Below are 19952 nucleotides of genomic sequence, written 5' to 3' on the forward strand. Positions count from 1 at the left end.
TTGTTCCTAGTTATAGAATTTACAACATCACAGAACAAAAGCATTCCAGCTGATTTTCGGTACAGAGAACTCTTATTTCCCTTGCAATTGAATCTTTTTATCTTGGGTAATAGGTTCTATGCTCTCTTTTTCTCAGTGAAAACTAAAAAAGAAAGGACTCTTAAAAGATTTTGTGAACCCTTTATTTATATCAATATCCTTAGCTTCATTTTTCAACTGATTGGAGTGAGAAAGAGAGAAAGAGTCGTCCTGTCGCCTTTGTTTTCACTTGACTCAGCTTATATCTGGTTCCCTATTGCCATCTACCTTCTAGTCTTGATTTTAACTTTGGCAATCTTCTTTCTCTCTAAAGGTTCAAAAAAAGGAGTAGATGAAAATGAAGATGAGTAGACAAATGAAGTACAAGACAAGAGAAAAGTCTTCTTGGACTAAGAGCTTTTATCTTTGGATGGAAAGACACCGAAAGATTGGTCAACTCTTGGATACGAGTGTGTTATTTGTATCTATGTATTTCTCATTTTTTGCCGTCTCTTTCATTGGTTATCCATTCCCAAACTTAAACTATCTTTTCCCCTTATGGATCAATCTTTTCTTTCTGATCTTCTCAACCTATTGCCTTGCCTTTCGTTTTAGAAGTGATAAACTTCAGAAATGGCGTTACTTTTCATGGATATTTATTGGTTTAAATGGTCCTCTTTTTCCCTTACATCTCTTGGTAGGACTGAATTGGCTAAGTCGTCGTAAGACAACGAATTACCCTCCTCTAATTTCTATGGATCCAGCCTATGTCTGGGCTCCTATTGTAAGTTATCTCTTTTTCTTTTTCTTGGGGCTGGGCATTCTGCTTTTGGTTATACGGACAGAAAAGAGAAGAAGGAGACGTAAATGGAACGAAAGATTAAGAAACGAATGAGAAATAATGACAGTACACAGAAAAAATCAAAAAAGTCCCATAAGCCAAATCGTAAAATGAGCTGGCTAGATAAAGTAAAATTGTGGTTGTTACAACATTCAAAATTAGCTTTTCTATTAGATAGTAGTATATTTTTTTTATCAGCTTTTGGGGTATTCTATTTGTTGTTTGGAACAACTCTTATTCCAAAACCCTATCAAAACTTCAATTATGTCTTTCCGCTCTTTCTGAATCTTATATTCTTAGTGAACATGCTTTATCAAGGTGCTTTTAGAGATAATTTTGATGGAATGCTTACAGTACAAGATTTTGCAGATCCATTCTTGTACCTAAATGGAGTAGGTTTGTTGTTTCACTCATTTTTCGGAATAGTGGGTCGAAATAGAAAGACTATTCCTCCCTTGCTAACATTAGACCACCGCTACATCTGGTTTCCAATTCTTACTTATATAACCTTCTTCTTAGTGGCTACTTTGATTATTTTAATTTCCAAGTATATTGAAAAGAAAAAGGGAAAAGAAGAAAATAGGTAAAATCCACTCAAATGAGAAAGAATAAAAAAAATTCAAATACAAAAAAGAATCTCTCAATGAAAGAAAGTTTTCATCTTTGGCTAGATTCTCATAAATTTTTAGGATTCTTCTTGATCCTCGGTCTTATCCTAGCAATAGGACTAAGTTTGAATCTAGTTTTTGAAAGTCTTCCTATTCCTTCGCCATACAGAGATATCAACTATAGTTTTCCACTATATATAAATCTTTTTTGTCTGGTATATCGGTTATTTGACTATTGGTTCCTAGACTTGTCTGGGGCAAGGATGACAATAAAAAGATTTGCAGATTTATTTATTTATCTTAATAGTATCGGTTTAATAGTCCATCTCTTTATTGGAATTAGCGGAAAAAACAGTAAAGGGATTTTACCTTCTCTCTTATCCCTAGATCACCGCTATATTTGGTTTCCTATAGCAACCTATCTAATCTTTTTTACTGTAGCTGCTTTAACGATTTTGTTTATGAAATTTATTGAAAATAAGAGGAGTTAATTATGAGAAAACATCTAACTATATTTAGGATTCTTTACCTACTGTTCTTGGTATTTGCCCTACTCCATTTTATCCTAGGTTTATTTGGTTTAGCTTTTACCCCAGTTTTGTGGAATATCTGGTTTTTTGGTCTCTGCTTAACCCTATTTATCCATCCATGGACCATCTTTTATAAAACAAGAATCTTTCAATGGCATCATTTGATTTTTCAAGCTCTCAGCGGTTTCTTTGCCCTCCTAATCTGGGTTTTGATTTTCTTCTTTTTATCTATGGTTCCAGATTCATCTATGCCTATCAATATAGATTATCAGGTGAATAGTAAAGATAAGGAAATTAGAATCATCAGAGGTTCCTTACTCCATGAAATTCATGAATATCATGACTTAGTTAATCCTTTGATTATGAAATCTAAAGTTAAGTATAAGATAGAAAATTAAAGATTAGAAAGTGAGTCCTATGTCTCGAGCACAATTAACCATTCTTACCAATATTTGTATGATTGAAGATCTAGAAAAGCAGCGCGTGGTTATGCAGTATCGTTCACCCGAAAGCAATCGCTGGTCTGGCTATGCTTTTCCAGGAGGCCATGTTGAAGACGGAGAGGCTTTTGCCGAGTCAGTTATTCGTGAAATTTATGAGGAAACAGGTCTGACGATTCAAAATCCTCAACTTGTCGGCATTAAAAATTGGCCCTTAGATACAGGTGAGCGTTATATTGTCTTTTGTTACAAGGCGACTGAGTTTACTGGTACTCTACAATCATCTGAAGAAGGAGAAGTGTCCTGGGTACAAAAAGACCAGATTCCAAATTTGGATCTGGCTTATGATATGTTACCTTTGATGGAGATGATGGAAGCTCCAGACAAGTCTGAATTTTTCTACCGTCATCGTACAGAAGACGGATGGGAAAAAAGAACTTTTTAATCCTTTACCAAATACCCTAACTTGTCCAAGGCCTTCTCGATATAGAGGAGGTCTTGTTCGTTTTCAGCTTCGACTAGGTGATAATGGACGCCATCTGTTAATTCAGAAAGTGGTCTAAAGTCAGACCGTTCGACTTGCTCTAAAAAATGCTGAACGTCACGGCGACAAGAGAGTTTGAGCAAGGTTTCAATTTCCCCGTAGACAGGATGATCAATTAAGGTATTCTGAACACGTCCCCCATTATCGACGATAGCTAGAAGTTCTTGACCGATTTCTTCCATCTCGTGCTTTACTTTAAACAGCTTGTGAACATACGGATTGGTTTTGCTTTCTTTATAAATATAGCCACGATTGGTTGATAAGATAGGAGCACCATCTGCACGAAGAACTGCAATGTCCTGAACGATAATCTGGCGAGTGACATGAAAATGTTCTGCTAAGCTTTTTCCGTTTTGAGGTTTTTGAGCTTCTTTTAAGAGTTGTAGAAGTGCTTCTTTTCGATTTTTTGTCATATTCTTCTTTCTTAACGCTTAACGGCGTTTTTTCAATGCTTTATAAACAGCCAATGCTAGGTAATAGTCTACCATACTATGAATAATTGTACCAATACCAACCAGTACAAAGAGAACATAGAACATATTTTTTAGGTCTGTTCCTGTACTAGCATAGAAGATAATACAAGCAAAAACTTCTGCGATGGCATGAACCAAACCTAGTATAAAGTTAAAAATCAAAGAGGATTTAGGATTATCTAAGGTTTGAGGATGTTTTTGCAGATAGAAGGCGCCCAAAGTGCCGAAAAAGATATGGGAGAAAGCTCGAAGTACAATGACAATTGGATAACCAGCCATGAGGAATCCTAGGCTAGAAGCTATAATGACAAAGATTGCCATCCAAGGAGAAAGGAACATAGCAATAAAGATTGCAACGTGGCTTCCTAGGGTGTAAGAAGCGGGCGGAATAACAATCTTGAAGGGCATCGCCAAGGGAATCAAAATAGCGATAGCGGTTAGCAATGCGGTTAAAGTCATGAATTGTGTTTTCTTTTGTGTATTCATAATAACTCCTTTTATGTGTATATACAGTTGTATAGTACACTAAATAATATTATCCGTCAAGGGAGAAATTGAATTTTGAAGGAAAAATAGTTAAAATAAAGTAAAGTAAAGTATCTTAGAAAGAATAGAGAGTCAAGATGGTAGATATTCTTTATCCAATTTTTATCATTCATTACATATCTAAGCAGATAAAAACAGAAATCAAAGTATCAAAATTTACCACATTTTCAGCCTATAGTTTCTTAATGATTTCGATAATAAGAATCGCATTTGGTTCCTTAGCTCTGATTGTTTTCTCGATACCCATATTCGGTTTCCTCTATTTCAGTATCATAGGGCTCATTCTTTATCACATTAGTATTATTTATGGCATAATCCTACTTTTCTTGTCATTAACTTTTTTCTTAGACAGTCAAAAATCTAATCAGGACATTCAAACCACGGAAAATACTCCATTCATATTTCATGTGTTAATGTTGATCTTTCATGCGCTCTTAATCTATAATACCTTGGTACCAATCTTTACCATTTACTGAGAAAATATTTAAATATTCTTCTCTAAGTGGCAGTAGAATTGAGAAAAAACTCAGATTTTTTTAAAAAATACTTGCTTTGATAGAATTCTTGTGATATACTTATAAACGGTTTGAAAAAACTGCCTAAGACAGTAGGGGAGCAAGACTCATAAATATCCTACCGAGGACAAAACGTATCATGTAAAAAGAAGCGTATTGTACTTTCGTGTCTAGGTTTGGGCGCGTTTTTCTTTTGGAAAAATTCCCCAAGCAAAATAATTACGGAGGTGAACACACTAATGAGTGAAGCAATTATTGCTAAGAAAGCGGAACTAGTTGACGTAGTAGCTGAGAAAATGAAAGCTGCTGCATCAATCGTCGTTGTAGACGCTCGTGGTTTGACAGTTGAACAAGATACAGTTCTTCGTCGTGAGCTTCGTGGAAGCGAAGTTGAGTATAAAGTTATTAAAAACTCAATCTTACGTCGTGCAGCTGAAAAAGCTGGTCTTGAAGATCTTGCATCTGTTTTTGTTGGACCATCTGCAGTAGCATTTTCTAACGAAGATGTTATCGCACCAGCGAAAATCTTGAACGACTTTGCTAAAAACGCTGACGCACTTGAAATCAAAGGTGGTGCAATCGAAGGCGCTGTCGCATCAAAAGAAGAAATCGTTGCTCTTGCAACTCTTCCAAGTCGCGAAGGACTTCTTTCTATGCTCCTTTCTGTACTTCAAGCGCCAGTGCGCAACGTTGCTCTTGCAGTCAAAGCGGTTGCAGACAACAAAGAAGACGCAGCTTAATCATAAGCTACGCAGCGTAGCCTAGCTACAAAAAAATAACAAAATTAAATTTAAACTTATTTGGAGGAAATAACAATGGCATTGAACATTGAAAACATTATTGCTGAAATTAAAGAAGCTTCAATCCTTGAATTGAACGACCTTGTAAAAGCTATCGAAGAAGAATTTGGTGTAACTGCAGCTGCTCCTGTAGCTGTTGCTGCAGCTGGTGCTGCTGACGCTGGTGCTGCTAAAGACTCATTTGACGTTGAATTGACAGCTGCTGGTGACAAAAAAGTTGGCGTTATCAAAGTTGTACGTGAAATCACTGGTCTTGGACTTAAAGAAGCTAAAGAACTTGTTGACGGTGCACCAGCACTTGTTAAGGAAGGTGTTGCTACAGCTGAAGCTGAAGAAATCAAAGCTAAATTGGAAGAAGCTGGAGCTTCAGTTACTCTTAAATAATCAATTATCGATTGTTTAAGGCTGAAAGCCGAGTTTAAAAGCCTTTTGTTATTAGTAAAGGCGCTATAATAGGAGATGTTTCTTTTGAAACTTCCCCACAAACACCCCCACAAAATTATGTGGGGGTGTTTGTGAATTTGATTGAGGGGATAGAAGTATGGTCAATGTATATTTTTATAATAGTGCTACAGATTTTAAGAAAAATAACCCCAATAACCATAATAACAACTCATCTATAAGTTGTACTGATAAAGATTTTATAAGATATCTTATAAGATTAGGAGCTTTTAGTAATACAAAGCTTAGTTCTAATGGAATGAAATTCTATTTTAGCTTAGTTAAAATGGCAATTAAATCGAAAAATGGAACCTTTGAAATTACAGATGACTATTTTAACGCAGAAGCATCAATAAAAATAGCTATTTCTTATTTTATTGGTAGCATGACAGCTTATGCAATAGCAGAGAAAGTATATAAAGTTCCATTTTTATTTCATTTAAAAGATCCAGTTATTAAAAACATAACTCGATATGATGGTTATAATAATAAAAGTCCTGATTTTTTTGGTTTTAAAAATTCTAATTTTTTTACTCCAATTTTGATAGAAGCTAAAGGTACTTATAGATCTAAGTTACCAACTCCAACTGTTTTAATGCAAAAACTCAAGTAAATGCAATCAAATCTATCGATTTCAGAAATTCTTTAAGATCAATCACAAAGTTTGATAGACATGTAGTTGGGGCTTATTTTAAAAATAGAGAATTAAATATCTGTGATATTGATCCGGAAGATACTGGTATAATTACTTATGAATTTGATGAAGATTTTGAAATCTTAATGTATTATAAAAATATAATGTTTCTTATATTATTCAACTATAAAAACTCTAACACTATAACAATAAATAATAATAATTATATTTTTGTTGAATTTGAAGGTTATAAAATTGGGTTAAATACTTTTATTTTTGGAACTTTGGAGAAATACTTTAGAATAGAAGAGTATGAAAAACTTCATATTAATTTCAAAGATTTAAAATATAAGTATGAAACGGGTTTATTTGAAACTGTATTTAACTATTCATCTGAAATATATAGTTCTTATGAAAATCATTTGCAAGAAGATTCATCAATTTCTATCGGAAAAGATGGAATAATCGTCTTCTAGTTTATATCTCAATGTTGATTAGCCTTATAATTTGATTGTTAAAACTAGATAATGGAAATTTCATTTGAACTCATCTCATAAAACACTCCCACAACTTTATGTGGGAGTTTTTATTTTTTATAAAATTGATGTATAATTATATTGTATTATTTACTAATCTATTTAAGAATTTATAGATTTTATTTTATCAATTAAAATATTTTGTAGGAGTTATTATGGCGATAAAAGAATTAAGTTTAAAAGGTTCTATGAACCGATCAGTTCAAGCGATTATGCCATTAGATGAAGATAAGGAAGCCTTTGGGAAAAAGTTAAATAATTATCTTACTCTTTTATATGATAATCAAAGGGAATCTGAGGAATATCAAAAGAATTTATTGAAATCTTTTCTCGAAAAGCTTTTACCACATAATTTTATAAATACATCAAATAGAATAGATTTAGCTATTTATAACGGGAAAGATTCAAATTCTACTTTAGGTGTTATTTTTGAACATAAAAGTTTAACAAATAAATCAGAGATGATGGCTAAAGATAAAATTAATTCTAAGGCTTTTCAGGAGATTGTAGCTTATTACTTAAGAGAAAGATTATTTGAACATAATATAGAGATAAAAAAATGCATTGTTACAAACGGTCTATCATGGTTTGTGATTGAAGCAAAAGAAATCGAAAAACATTTTACAAAAAACAAGAAGTTAGTAGATCTTGTAACTAAATTCAAAAATAATCAACTATCTAGTAATACGACTGATTTTCTTTATAATGAAGTAATCTCTCCAGCAATAGATTTAGCGATTGATAAAGGGATAGAAATAGCCCATTTTGATTTACGAGATGCACTTGTCAAAAATAGTAAGTCAATTGAAATAAAGAAAAATAATCTGACTCAATTATACCGTTTCTTTACTGCAGAAAATCTTTTAAATAAGGAGATATTTACTGATTCAAATAAGTTAAATAAGAATTTCTATGATGAGCTTTTATACTTGATGGGACTTGAAGAATCTAAAGTAGGAACTTCAAAAATTATTTCTCGATTGAAACCGTCTAAACGCCAACAATACTCATTTGTTGAAAATATTATTGATAAGTTGGAAGTTAAAGATGTTCCAAAAGATAGACAAGAAGATATTGCGATTCAATTAACCGTCATTTGGATGAATAGAATTCTATTTTTAAAACTTTTAGAATCTCAGTTAGTTCTATTTAACAAAGACGAATCATATCGCTTTTTAACATATGATAAATTATCGAGTTTCGAAGAAATTTATACATTGTTCTTTGCTGTTCTAGCTAAAAAAATAACTGATAGAAAAGAACGAGTTCAAAAAAAATTTGGTTATATTCCCTATTTAAATTCATCTCTTTTTGAAGAAAATGAATTAGAAGTTTCTCGGGATGGTATTGGTATTGATCGTTTACCAGAAGGTGATATTGAAATTTATTCGAAAACATCGCTTAAAGGTTCTAATAATAAAAGAAAAAGTGGAAAAATAAATTTTATTCAGTATTTATTTGAATTTTTGGATTCCTATGATTTCTCTACTAGTATTTCTCATCATGAAAAATCAAAAAATGACCTTATTAATGCTTCAGTTCTCGGTTTGATTTTTGAAAAAATTAATGGTTATCGAGATGGCTCTTTCTATACACCAGGAAATATTACTATGTATATGTCTCGAAGAGCTGTACGAATGGCAGTAGTTGATAAAGTAAACGAGACAATGTCATGGAACTGTGAAGGCATAGAGGATTTGAAACTAAAAGTTCGCTCTATGGAAATTGCTAAAAAGATTAGTGATACAATTGATCAGATTAAAATTTGTGATCCTGCAGTAGGTTCAGGCCATTTTTTAGTATCTGTTTTAAATGAAATTATTGCTTTAAAAAGTGATTTAAATGTTCTTTTTGATTCTCAGGGAAATTATATCGGTAATATAATTCAATGTTATGTTATTAATGATGAGTTAATTATTCAAGATATGTCTGGCAATAATTTTGTGTATCAGGTGGGAAATGATTTAGCAGAAAGAATTCAAAAATCTATATTTACTCAAAAAAGACAAATTTTAGAAAATACCTTATTTGGTGTAGATATAAACCCAAGCTCAGTAAATATTTGCCGTTTGCGTCTATGGATTGAACTATTAAAATCTTCGTATTACTATATAGATGAAGAGATTAATCAACCAGTTTTAACAACTTTACCTAATATTGATATTAATATTAAGGTCGGGGACAGTCTACTTCATAAATTTGATTTTAATTATGAGTTTGACTTACGTAGAAATGATTTCAAAGAATATCTAGATTTAGTTCGCGAATATAAAGATACAAATAATAAGGCAACAAAGGCAAATATATGGGATAAAATAGAAAGACTAAAATATTCTTTTGATGACTTAGCTTCAAGTCCAGAATTAAAAAAACTACATAAACTGATCTCCGAAAAAAATAAAGCAGGAGCAATTAGTCTTTTTGAAGAAGAGAATAATAATAATAAGGAATATTTGTTATTAAGTAAGCAACTTGAAAAAGCTAAGAAAGAATTTGATGAACGTTTGAAAAATCCCCTTTATGCAGGTGGCATGGAGTGGCGAATGGAATTCCCTGAGATTTTAGGAGAAAATGGTGAATTTATTGGATTCGACTTAGTTATTGGGAATCCACCCTATATCTTTGCAAGTAATCAGTCATTTAATGAAGAAATGAAGCTTTACTATTCAAAAACCTATCCTTTAAATAATTATCAAGCAAATACATTTGGACTATTTTTAGAACTTGCTTTCTCATTAATAAGAAATGGCGGTGGTGTATCTTATATTATTCCTAACTCATTTTTAACTATTAATCAATATAAACCTTTACGTCATCATATTTTAAAAACGTTTGACGACATATCTTTTATTAATTCTAAAGATAAAATTTTTGATGAAGCAGCTATTGATGTTTGTATTGTTGACATGTTCAATAAACGACCAGAAAAGGTAGTTCTTGGAGAAATTACAAGGGGTGAAGTAAATATTATAACGGAAACAGAATCAGAATTACTTTTAAAACAAGATGTTATTACTATTTCAACAATTGATGAACATTCAACAAATATTTTATTAAAACTTGAAAGTAATTCTAAAGCACTTGAGGATAATTATGGTCATGTAAAAGATGGTTTGAAGATTTTTGAGAGAGGAAAAGGAACACCAAAACAACCTGATAATAAAGAAGAGTTTCAAATATTTAAAAATTCTAGACCTTTCTTTTCAAATGTAAAAGTTGATAATAGTTATAGAAAATTTTTAACAGGTTCTGATTTACAAAGATATAAAATCAACTGGTCAGGTCAGTTTTTATCATATGGAAAACATTTAGCAGCACCCAGAAATTCAACAATTTTTGAAGGAGTTAGGATCTTAATTGCAAGAATTCCAGTAAAGTCAAGCTATATTTTCAGAGCGACTTTAGTAGAAGAAAATTTTGTGCATGAACAAAGTATTGAAGTAATAAATGAAATTACCATAAATCCAAGATTTTTAATTGGAGTTTTAAATTCTAAGGTCCTTTCTTACTATGCTATTAATAAATTTGATTTTTTGCAACGAAATACTTTCCCTCAAATGCGATTAACTCAAATTAAGAAATTCCCAATACCAAATTCGACAAAAGAACAACAAGATTCAATAGCGATACTGGTAGAGCAATTGATGGATGAAATGAAGAAAGAAACACAAGATTCTGAGTTGATTAACAAACTTAATCTTGATATTGATAATCTAGTCATGGATTTATTTGATTTAACAGAAGATGAGAAGAAAATTGTTTCTGAATTTACTTTATAAATATTGGAGATGGAATGAGTTTTTTTGAAGATGAATTAATAAAAAAAGTTTCAGTAAGATTTCGAGAGTTAAGAGGTTCAAGACAAATAGAAACGATTTCGTCTGGTCAGGTATCTACAATAAAAAGAATAGAATCAGGGAAGAATATAAAAAGTGGTAATTTTATTCCAGATAGCTTATTGGAAGATTACTCCCGAATATTTAAAATAAAAAAAGTTCGATTAATATTTGGTACAGATAGTGAAATTGAAGAGCTTTTAGAAATTACATTTGATAACTATTTTCAAGAAATATTATCGAAAAAGAAAATTAATGATGAATTAGATAATTTTAATAAATCTTTTATTGATTATTTATGTATTTTTGCTAAATTTTCGACATGGTATAATCTGGATATGACTCAAGTGTCTGATATTTCTTTTGAGGCTCCCTGGATACTTATTAAAAGAAAATTAACTCGTTCTTTTAAAAATAATGTAATAAAGGATATATTTAATGATATGAACCGTTCGTTTAAATTCGTTGAAATAAATCAGTATTTTGAAAGATGGCTTGAAAATGATTTATCTGATAATTTTTTCCCTGAGAATATTGAATTATTGAAAAAGAATACTATTTTCAAAATTGGGTATATGGTTGATACCTTAATGAAAGAGTTTATAGAGAGTGATATACCAATTATAGAAAATGATTCAATACCTTTTAATTTTTCAAGAGCACAAAGAAATCCAGATTATATGCCCACTTATATAGTTAAAACGAAAGAAGGAGATAAATTAGTAAGAAAGGATAGGCCAAATGAGAAAGATGGAGTTTATCCAACAAAATTAGTTAGGTTAAATAGAAACTTAAATAAGGATGAATTCACAGATTTAGTTAAGGAGAATATAGCTAAATTTGGAGGTCATGTCCCAGGGATTTTAACTATAAATAGTCGAGCATCAAAGTATATCCAGCTAGAACTAAACGATTTGATGCTTAATCATGTAAAAGAGCTTACAAAATATCAAAATTATCTTTTAAGCTTAATCAGATTATCTGAATTGGAAAATTTTTTATAAGTTAAAGAAAAAGAAGTATAAGTCTATTATATTTCTTTTTTTATTTGAACAATTTATTCAAACGATTGATATCAATGGATTTTTTAACATTATCTATGATTATGTCTACGATTTAATATAAAAATATAGACGAAAGTTTAGACTAAATCATAAATTATTTAATTTATAATTAATTTATCAGATTACAGCAATAATGTGATAAAAATTGATAATAGAGTTGCAAATCTATTTTCAAATGAATAAAGAAGTTGCTGATTCTTTGTTTAAAATAAAAAGAGGTAAATAATTATGACACTAAAAAATTTAAGAAACTTTTTAAAGTTTGATAAATCATTTTTTGATAACAAAGAACTTGTATATTTGGGTTCTAAACTTACACAAGATAACAAGTTAAAAGTGAGCTTGCTTATTGTTAAAGATACTTCAGAATATCAGAATGGTCAGACCAATCTGGGAGAGCAAGTAGTTGTAACTGTAAATAACAAAGGGATTGATGATTATTCTTCATTTAAACCATTAGAAACAGTTTGTAAAATTGTTAATATTAGTAAAGCAACTGTTTATGGCGAGTATCAAAATCAATTGTCAATTACTGCCGATGTAATTTTATATTCACAAGGAAATAAGCAACATGAAAAGAGTTAGTATAAACTGGGTATTTCCCTTCTGGGCAAGTCGGATAATATTCTTATTATTTATAATATTGGTTCTTTCTATTGATTTATATTTGCTACCATTGTTCAATTTGAGATTAAGTATAAATCATATTTTTATTATATATTCTTTAGAAATACTACTAGGTTCTTTGTTTGTTTACGGTCAATTTAATAGGAGTAAGTATTTAAATCAGAAAAAATTATTTAAATTTATTAAATTAAACCAATTATATATTACACAGATAACTGAAACTAAAGAAAAAAAATATATTGAAACCTTGGAAATGGAATGGATTGATAATAAAAAAGATGCAAGTACCTGTACGATTAGAGTATACAATATAGGTGGACTTCTAAGCCATAAAGTTAATGACCTCGGAAGCAAGTTGGAGGCATACTTAGGGAAAAGATTGATATCTAATGAAAAGCAGTTAACATACACCGATTATACTTTTGAATTAATAAAAGATGAACGTTTAAAAGTATCGGATTTAAACTTAGAAAAAGATAGAAATTCGACAGCAATTCAACTCACAAAAAAAATATCATACGATATTAGCAAAGTTCCTCATGGATTAACAGTTGGTACAACAGGTTCAGGGAAAAGTATGTTCTTAAACTATAAACTTTTGCAATATGCATCGATGGGTGCTGATATTTATATCTGTGATCCGAAAAATGCAGATTTAAGTTTACTGAGGTATGTTAGTGGTTTTCCAGAAGAGAATATCGCTGTTACTTCTAACCAAATCTGTAAAATACTGAGAGTTGTAAATTTTCAAATGATGAATAGATACGATAAATATTTTTCTAGTCAAGAATCATTTGGTAAAGATTTTACAGATTTTGGATTAAAACCAATCGTAGTATTTATTGATGAAGTCACAGCTTTTGTAAAAGTATCTGATAAAAAAATTGCTGAAGAAGCCATGTCTTACCTATATAACTTAGTAATGATGGGAAGACAAGTCGGAATACTAACCGAGGTCTCTCTGCAGCGCCCAGATGCGAGTATTCTTGATGGTGCAATTAGGGATCAATTAGGTTGTCGAGTTGCACTTGGCAATTTATCAGAAGATGGATACAGAATGGTCTTTGGTTCTAATTTTAAGGACTATAAATCAATTGAAATAAAAGGAGGAGGCCATGTACAGATTGATGGAAAAATGACTTTACCAACTTATTTTGAAACTCCATTTTTTGATAAAAAGTTTGACTTTTTAAAAGAATTGGAAAAATATTATTAGAGCACTTTCGAAAGTAAAGAATAGGGGTGCTCAGCTCAGAGAGCTAGAGCAAGTGGAGCGTCCCTCTTTCTTTACTTTAAGAAATGTGCCCAGCAATAGAAGCTTGCTTCTATTGCTTTTAACTTGATAAACGTCAAACAATAGAACAATAAGGAAAGTTAGGAGTGAAAGTAAATAATTCAAAAGTACATGCAGGAGCTATCGTAAAATCTTATAGATATGGTAATACCCTAGAATTAACAACTTCTAATGGAATACACAAGCAGACCATAAAAGTACTTCCGAATAAAAAATACGTTGTTTTGGAGACTGGGGAAATATTTGATATGGATACAAGTGGAGAGACAAGAAGTGATAATATAAAGTCAACTCGTATTACAATGAGAAAGTTAAGGCGTCTTATTACTCATAACTTCAATGGTGATAAAAATGAACTTTGGATAACGTTGACCTATGCTAAGTACACTAATGAAATTGAAATTGTTTATAGAGACTTTAAATTATTTATAAGAGATTTAAGAAAACAATATTCAGATTTAGAGTATATCAATGTTATTGAACCACAAGCTAGTGGGAGTTGGCATTGTCATCTGCTTATAAAAGCTCCTAAAAGAAGTTCTCTTTATATTCCAAATAAAATTATTGAAGAATGCTGGAAAAAAGGTTTCACTAAAACTAAAAGGCTTAAAAATAGTGATAAAGTAGGTAATTATGTTGTCGCATATTTAACTAATTTAGAAATAGATGATAATCAGAATACAAAAAAATACGTCAAAGGTGCACGACTATATTTATATCCTAAAGGTGTCAGGATTTATAGGTGTTCTAGAGGAATTAAAAAACCAATTGAAATAACAGCTACTAAAGGAGAAGTAATGAGTATCAATGGACTAGATATTGATTTAGATGCCAATTATTCAAAAAAAACAAATCATATTATTAGCACAGGTGATGAAATTAGTTATATTACAGAATTCTACAATATAGGAGATAAGAATGAAGACAGTTAATCATAAAGATATTATGAAGCTTGGATTTTCTAAAACAGCTTCAAAAGAAATAATTAAGCAAGCAAAAAATATTGCTATAAATCAATTTGATGAATCTTTGAATTCTTCAAATAATTTGGTAAAATTAAGTAGATCGCCTTTCGATAACAAAAGACTTGATCTTGCACCTAGTTCTATTGTGGAAGAATTACTCGGCTTTCAATTTACTTAATGAAAGGAATTGAAAGCAATGTCAAAGAAATATAAAGGAGTATTTAGAGATAGTAAAGGAAGAATTTACTGTCAGACAGAATTCAAAGCATCAGCTACAGGTAAACGTCAAAGATTTAAAAGATATCGTAATATATGGGGAAAATCTTTTTCTACTGAAAAAGAGGCATATGATGAGTTATGTCGAGCAAGAGTTGAATTTTACGACAAATTTGATTATAGCGACTATAATCTCAATTTTGAACAGTATATGTTGGAGGTTTTTTTACCTTACTACAAACAAACGGTACAAGATAGCACATATAGAACCGCAATCACTCAATTTGATACATTCATTGAGAGATTTGGGAAAATGAAATTACGAGATATTAAACCTCGTGACTGTGAAAAATTTCGTTTAGAACTTATTAATAAGTATTCTGCGAATTATGCAAAATGTGTTTGGATACGATTTAAACAATGTTTAGGTTATGCAGAGAGAATGGAATATCTCAAAACATTCCCGTGCAAGAGCCTGGATAATCCAAAAGGTAAAAGACCAGATACAAAATTCTGGACTTTTGAAGAGTTTAAGAAAGTTCTTTCAACTTTTGATTTAACTGATTATGAAGATCTTCATCGTTTTACTACAACCTGGTTGTACTATATGACTGGTGTACGTGTTAGTGAAGGTTTTGCTTTACTTTGGTCAGATTTTGATAAAGAGAATAAACGTATCTTTGTTCACTCAACTTTAGAAGCTTTAAAAGGTGGTGTCTATAAGCGTAAAGAGCAGACAAAAACCGAAGCAGGTATAAGATATATAGACTTAGATGATGAAACAATAAAAGTGCTTGAACGTTGGCGCTCAATTCAGATTTCTAATTCTAGTCAAGATTATATTTTATCTAAGTTTGGTGAACCAATGGTAAAAAGCACTTTGACAAGAATGTTGAAACGTCATGCAAAGTTGGCTGGAGTCCCAGAAATAACTGGCAAAGGATTGCGTCATTCACATGATTCATTTATGATCAATGTTCTGAAAAAGAATGTTTTAGAAGTATCACAGCGTTCTGGAAGAATTGATAAAGCTACAACATTAAACACATACAGTCATTACTATAATGCAAACAATACAACTCTTGGAAATGAAATTACTCAACTTCTTAAACAGGAAGGAGTTGGAGCGACACCCCTATATACACCCCTACAAAAATAAAGTAATAAAAAATAAGCTTTATACTTAGTGTTTTGAGTAACACGCTCAAATTACTCTTAAATAATAGAGCGACTACATTTGTAGCTTAAAAACATGATTAAACCGCTATTCTTAGGAGTAGCGGTTTTTCTTTTTTGATGAATTATGTGGAGGTCTTGTCGTGAAATTTTCAAATGCTAATAGTTTCAAAGCTAAAATCAAGAATATTGCAAAAGAAAAAGGGATCTCTTTCTCAAAAGATTAGTCAAATATTTGAAGAATACGGTGCGAATATGTTGGATGTATTCGGTTGTTATATGTATAAATTAAACAATTGTGTTACAATGAAACCATATAGAGTTTTAAGTTTTCTCAAAAACTTTCTATAACTAAGAACACATAAGGAGGTAAAATGGTGAAGCATTCTAAAATAACAAAAGTTTTTCAGCTTTCGCTCGTCATCATATTTATTTTAGTCTTGTTAGGGCTCTTTGTTCCCCAGCAGTTTCAAAATATTAGTTCTTACTTAAAAAATCTCTTAACAACTAGTGTTGGCTGGTTTTACTTGTTATTGGTTACGGGGATTTTAATTTTTTGTGTCTTTTTAATTGTAAGTCCGATAGGGCAGATTCGCTTGGGTAATCCCACGAGTCGGCCAGAGCATTCGACGACGTCATGGATTGCCATGATGTTTTCTGCTGGAATGGGGATTGGTCTGGTCTTTTATGGGGCAGCAGAGCCTTTGAGTCACTTTGCTATCTCGACGCCCAATGCAGAAATTGGCAGTGCGGATGCTCTTGCAGATGCTTTTCGTTTTACTTTTTTTCACTGGGGATTTCATGCTTGGGCGGTCTATGCCCTGGTGGGATTGTCTTTGGCTTATTTTGGCTTTCGTAAACGGGAGAAATATCAGCTCTCAGTCGTCTTTAAGCCTCTTTTTGGAAAATATGCGGACGGACCAATAGCAACCATTATCGATACCATCACCATTATTGCGACAGTGATTGGGGTAGCGACAACGCTCGGCTTTGGTGCCTCACAAATCAATGGCGGTCTCTCCTATGTCTTTGGTATTCCTAATAATAGTCTTGTGCAAGTCATCATTATCATCATTGCGACAATTCTTTTTCTTATTTCTGCCTTATCAGGTTTAGGAAAGGGTGTTAAAATCCTATCTAATACAAACTTGATTTTAGCTGTTGTCTTGCTTGCTGGAGTCATAGTTTTGGGGCCAACGGTTAAGATATTTGACACCATGACAGACTCTATCGGCCTTTATTTTCAAAACTTCTTCCGTATGAGTTTTCGGGCGGCGGCTTTTGATGAGACCAAGCGGGCTTGGATTAACCAATGGACCATTTTTTACTGGGCATGGTGGATTTCCTGGTCACCTTTTGTGGGCGTCTTTATTGCCCGTATCTCAAAAGGTCGGACTATTCGCGAATTTTTGACAGTAGTGCTTTTGGCACCAACAGTCCTTAGTTTTATCTGGTTTTCTGCTTTTGGTACCTTATCTACTTCACTACAAGATTCGGGGGTTGATTTGATACGTTTTGCCACAGAAGAAATTCTTTTTGCCTCTTTTAATGAATATCCTCTGGGAAGTGTCCTTTCACTCCTGGCAATTACTTTAGTTTTAACCTTCTTTGTGACCTCGGCGGATTCTGCCACCTATGTTTTGGCCATGTTGTCTGAAGATGGCGATCTAAATCCAAGTAATCGTAATAAGGTGATTTGGGGTGTCATGCTGGCCTTGATTGCTATTGCACTCATGTTTTCTGGTGGATTGACAGCTTTACAAAACACGCTCATTATTGTCGCTTTTCCATTTTCTATAGTACTAGTGTTGATGATGTGGTCGCTTATGAAAGAGTTATATCACGAAAAAGAGCAAATGGGACTCGCCATTACACCAGACCGATATCCTGAGAAGAATCAACCGTTTAAATCTTATGAGGAAAATTAGGAGGATGGCATGGAGTTAAGAGTGCTTCGTTATTTTATTACTATTGCTGAGGAGGGGAGTATCTCCAAGGCAGCTGAGAAGCTGGAGCTTCATTTACTCTTAAATAATAGAGCGACTACATTTGTAGCTTAAAAACATGATTAAACCGCTATTCTTAGGAGTAGCGGTTTTTCTTTTTGTTCTAGAAGGGGCAAAAAAGGGGCAACGATGTTAAATTGGTGTGTCTAGTTTAGATGATTTAGAAAAGATTCCTTATGAAAATAATTTTACTTTTTAATTGCATTTTGTTATAATAGACGCAAGAAAGAATATCTTATCGGTAAATCCTAAGCGAGCCTGAGATAGTGAGAGTCAGGTGGTTGAGAGATGAGTGTGGCGCTTTTGGTATTTTAATAAAGATAATGAAGTAATAAATTAGGGTGGAACCGCGTTTTTAACGCCCCTAGGTCACTTGACTTAGGAGCAAAGACACGGTTTTTTTGTATCCTGAGTCAGACTCAATCATATAGAAAAAGGAGTAAAACATGTCTAAAAAATTGACTTTCCAGGAAATTATCCTTACTTTGCAACAATACTGGAATGATCAGGGTTGTATGCTTATGCAGGCTTATGATAACGAAAAAGGTGCGGGGACCATGAGTCCTTATACTTTCCTTCGTGCCATTGGGCCTGAACCATGGAATGCGGCTTATGTAGAGCCATCTCGTCGTCCAGCTGATGGTCGTTACGGAGAAAACCCAAATCGTCTCTACCAACACCACCAATTCCAAGTGGTTATGAAGCCATCTCCATCAAATATCCAAGAGCTCTACCTTGAGTCATTGGAAAAATTGGGTATCAACCCATTGGAACACGATATTCGTTTCGTTGAAGATAACTGGGAAAACCCATCAACTGGTTCAGCTGGTCTTGGATGGGAAGTGTGGCTTGATGGTATGGAAATCACTCAGTTCACTTACTTCCAACAAGTCGGTGGTTTAGCAACTGGTCCTGTTACTGCTGAGGTTACCTACGGATTGGAACGCTTAGCTTCTTATATCCAAGAAGTCGATTCTGTTTACGATATTGAGTGGGCTCCAGGTGTAAAATACGGAGAAATCTTCCTTCAACCAGAATATGAGCATTCAAAATACAGCTTTGAAGTTTCTGACCAAGATATGCTTCTTGAAAACTTTGAAAAATTTGAAAAAGAAGCTGGACGTGCTTTGGAATTAGGCCTTGTACACCCAGCCTATGACTACGTTTTGAAATGTTCACACACCTTTAACTTGCTTGATGCTCGTGGAGCGGTATCAGTTACAGAACGTGCCGGTTACATTGCCCGCATCCGTAACTTGGCCCGTGTAGTAGCTAAAACTTTCGTCGCAGAACGTAAGAAACTCGGATACCCACTGCTAGACGAAGCCACTCGTGCTAAACTCCTAGCAGAAGAGGAAGAATAACGATTGGTAAAAAGTACTAGCGATAATCAAATTATTCCATTTGTTTTAAATTTAGAGGTAAAGAAGTTGAGTGATTCTGATTTCACCAAATATGATTTAGCTGAAGCTATTTTTCGTGATAGAAAATTAAATGAAGGTTTTAATAATATTGGTTTCGAATTTGAAAAACAATCTGATATGCAATTTGATATTGAAAGTGAAAATCAATATGAAATTATCAAAAAAAAGGGCACGTATTCTTTTGATATTATAGAACCGAATGGTGATGGAGAATACAATGAATTGTTTATTCAATTATATTTCACAATATTTGATAAAACAGAGAATATTAGTCAAAAGTTAAAAGAATCACTATATGAGATTATCAAAAAAAATTTTGAGAATAAGAATTTAATTATTGGACATGATGATCTGAGTCTTACTAATACACTTTTAGTAATTCAAAAATTTTGTTTTAAAAGATCTGGAGAGGAATAAA

At 32.3% G+C, this 19952-nt stretch carries 22 protein-coding genes, 1 pseudogene and 1 other annotated feature; of the genes and pseudogenes, 21 read left to right on the forward strand and 2 right to left on the reverse strand.

Annotated features, from left to right (window positions below; translation table 11 throughout):
- Positions 1 to 370 precede the first annotated feature (370 nt).
- From ACXYSM_RS02815 to ACXYSM_RS02835, 5 genes are read left to right on the forward strand one after another with little or no spacing between them, the layout of a single operon-like run.
- A complete protein-coding gene (locus ACXYSM_RS02815) occupies positions 371 to 913 on the forward strand; it encodes a cytochrome C oxidase subunit I (protein ID WP_458634286.1) in 543 nt (180 codons plus the stop codon).
- A complete protein-coding gene (locus tag ACXYSM_RS02820; RefSeq protein ID WP_458634287.1) occupies positions 886 to 1446 on the forward strand; it encodes a hypothetical protein in 561 nt (186 codons plus the stop codon). The genes ACXYSM_RS02815 and ACXYSM_RS02820 overlap by 28 nt, the downstream gene beginning before the upstream one ends.
- 11 nt (positions 1447 to 1457) lie before the next feature.
- A complete protein-coding gene (locus tag ACXYSM_RS02825; RefSeq protein ID WP_458634288.1) occupies positions 1458 to 1958 on the forward strand; it encodes a hypothetical protein in 501 nt (166 codons plus the stop codon).
- Positions 1959 to 1960: 2 nt separating this feature from the next.
- The gene (locus ACXYSM_RS02830; protein ID WP_414266838.1) at positions 1961 to 2395 is read left to right on the forward strand and encodes a hypothetical protein; all 435 of its coding nucleotides are present in this window, start codon (positions 1961 to 1963) and stop codon (positions 2393 to 2395) included.
- A 19-nt stretch (positions 2396 to 2414) separates the two neighbouring features.
- The gene (locus ACXYSM_RS02835) at positions 2415 to 2882 is read left to right on the forward strand and encodes an 8-oxo-dGTP diphosphatase (RefSeq protein ID WP_424846689.1); all 468 of its coding nucleotides are present in this window, start codon (positions 2415 to 2417) and stop codon (positions 2880 to 2882) included.
- Here ACXYSM_RS02835 and ACXYSM_RS02840 read toward each other — a convergent pair.
- The gene (locus tag ACXYSM_RS02840; protein ID WP_254724281.1) at positions 2879 to 3394 is read right to left on the reverse strand and encodes a transcription repressor NadR; all 516 of its coding nucleotides are present in this window, start codon (positions 3392 to 3394) and stop codon (positions 2879 to 2881) included. The genes ACXYSM_RS02835 and ACXYSM_RS02840 overlap by 4 nt on opposite strands.
- 18 nt (positions 3395 to 3412) lie before the next feature.
- Positions 3413 to 3940 (reverse strand): ECF transporter S component, encoded by a 528-nt coding sequence (locus ACXYSM_RS02845; RefSeq protein ID WP_458634289.1) that lies wholly within the window; start codon positions 3938 to 3940, stop codon positions 3413 to 3415.
- A 640-nt stretch (positions 3941 to 4580) separates the two neighbouring features.
- Positions 4581 to 4716, forward strand: a sequence feature (ribosomal protein L10 leader region).
- Between the two features lie 38 nt (positions 4717 to 4754).
- On the opposite strand from ACXYSM_RS02845, the gene rplJ reads away from it, so the two are divergent.
- The 16 genes and pseudogenes from rplJ (at position 4755) to ACXYSM_RS02925 (ending at position 19951) form a co-directional block, all read left to right on the forward strand.
- Positions 4755 to 5255: a 50S ribosomal protein L10 gene (gene rplJ / locus ACXYSM_RS02850; RefSeq protein ID WP_004252632.1), complete on the forward strand. Its 501-nt coding sequence runs from the start codon at positions 4755 to 4757 to the stop codon at positions 5253 to 5255.
- A gap of 75 nt (positions 5256 to 5330) precedes the next feature.
- Complete coding sequence (gene rplL, locus ACXYSM_RS02855; RefSeq protein WP_001196963.1) at positions 5331 to 5699, forward strand: 50S ribosomal protein L7/L12; 369 nt, start codon at positions 5331 to 5333, stop codon at positions 5697 to 5699.
- 157 nt (positions 5700 to 5856) lie between these two features.
- A complete protein-coding gene (locus ACXYSM_RS02860; protein WP_458634290.1) occupies positions 5857 to 6369 on the forward strand; it encodes a hypothetical protein in 513 nt (170 codons plus the stop codon).
- 167 nt (positions 6370 to 6536) lie between these two features.
- Positions 6537 to 6866, forward strand: a complete 330-nt coding sequence (locus tag ACXYSM_RS02865; RefSeq protein WP_458634291.1) for a hypothetical protein — start codon at positions 6537 to 6539, stop codon at positions 6864 to 6866.
- Between the two features lie 215 nt (positions 6867 to 7081).
- Positions 7082 to 10705, forward strand: coding sequence for a type IIG restriction enzyme/methyltransferase (locus tag ACXYSM_RS02870; RefSeq protein WP_458634292.1), 3624 nt, complete (start codon positions 7082 to 7084; stop codon positions 10703 to 10705).
- A gap of 14 nt (positions 10706 to 10719) precedes the next feature.
- The gene (locus ACXYSM_RS02875; protein WP_458634293.1) at positions 10720 to 11766 is read left to right on the forward strand and encodes a hypothetical protein; all 1047 of its coding nucleotides are present in this window, start codon (positions 10720 to 10722) and stop codon (positions 11764 to 11766) included.
- A 288-nt stretch (positions 11767 to 12054) separates the two neighbouring features.
- Positions 12055 to 12411 carry a hypothetical protein gene (locus ACXYSM_RS02880; RefSeq protein WP_458634294.1) on the forward strand — a complete coding sequence of 119 codons (357 nt, stop codon included), beginning with the start codon at positions 12055 to 12057 and terminating at the stop codon, positions 12409 to 12411.
- Entirely contained in the window at positions 12398 to 13669 is a 1272-nt protein-coding gene (locus tag ACXYSM_RS02885; RefSeq protein WP_458634295.1) for an FtsK/SpoIIIE domain-containing protein, read from the forward strand. Before ACXYSM_RS02880 ends, ACXYSM_RS02885 begins: the two co-directional genes overlap by 14 nt.
- A 326-nt stretch (positions 13670 to 13995) precedes the next feature.
- The gene (locus ACXYSM_RS02890) at positions 13996 to 14679 is read left to right on the forward strand and encodes a rolling circle replication-associated protein (RefSeq protein WP_458634696.1); all 684 of its coding nucleotides are present in this window, start codon (positions 13996 to 13998) and stop codon (positions 14677 to 14679) included.
- Positions 14666 to 14890, forward strand: a complete 225-nt coding sequence (locus ACXYSM_RS02895; protein ID WP_125356626.1) for a DUF3173 family protein — start codon at positions 14666 to 14668, stop codon at positions 14888 to 14890. Before ACXYSM_RS02890 ends, ACXYSM_RS02895 begins: the two co-directional genes overlap by 14 nt.
- An 18-nt stretch (positions 14891 to 14908) precedes the next feature.
- Positions 14909 to 16087 (forward strand): tyrosine-type recombinase/integrase, encoded by a 1179-nt coding sequence (locus tag ACXYSM_RS02900; protein WP_458634296.1) that lies wholly within the window; start codon positions 14909 to 14911, stop codon positions 16085 to 16087.
- A 160-nt stretch (positions 16088 to 16247) separates the two neighbouring features.
- A pseudogene (locus ACXYSM_RS02905) lies at positions 16248 to 16313 on the forward strand (nucleotidyl transferase AbiEii/AbiGii toxin family protein); the annotation flags it as partial.
- A 165-nt stretch (positions 16314 to 16478) separates the two neighbouring features.
- Positions 16479 to 18032 carry a BCCT family transporter gene (locus ACXYSM_RS02910; protein ID WP_458634297.1) on the forward strand — a complete coding sequence of 518 codons (1554 nt, stop codon included), beginning with the start codon at positions 16479 to 16481 and terminating at the stop codon, positions 18030 to 18032.
- A gap of 9 nt (positions 18033 to 18041) precedes the next feature.
- Positions 18042 to 18164 (forward strand): LysR family transcriptional regulator, encoded by a 123-nt coding sequence (locus ACXYSM_RS02915; protein ID WP_458634298.1) that lies wholly within the window; start codon positions 18042 to 18044, stop codon positions 18162 to 18164.
- Between the two features lie 392 nt (positions 18165 to 18556).
- Positions 18557 to 19474: a glycine--tRNA ligase subunit alpha gene (gene glyQ, locus ACXYSM_RS02920; protein WP_000038760.1), complete on the forward strand. Its 918-nt coding sequence runs from the start codon at positions 18557 to 18559 to the stop codon at positions 19472 to 19474.
- Between the two features lie 3 nt (positions 19475 to 19477).
- Entirely contained in the window at positions 19478 to 19951 is a 474-nt protein-coding gene (locus ACXYSM_RS02925; RefSeq protein ID WP_458634299.1) for a hypothetical protein, read from the forward strand.
- Position 19952 lies beyond the last annotated feature (1 nt).

The sequence above is a fragment of the Streptococcus sp. V940 genome, from assembly GCF_054353495.1.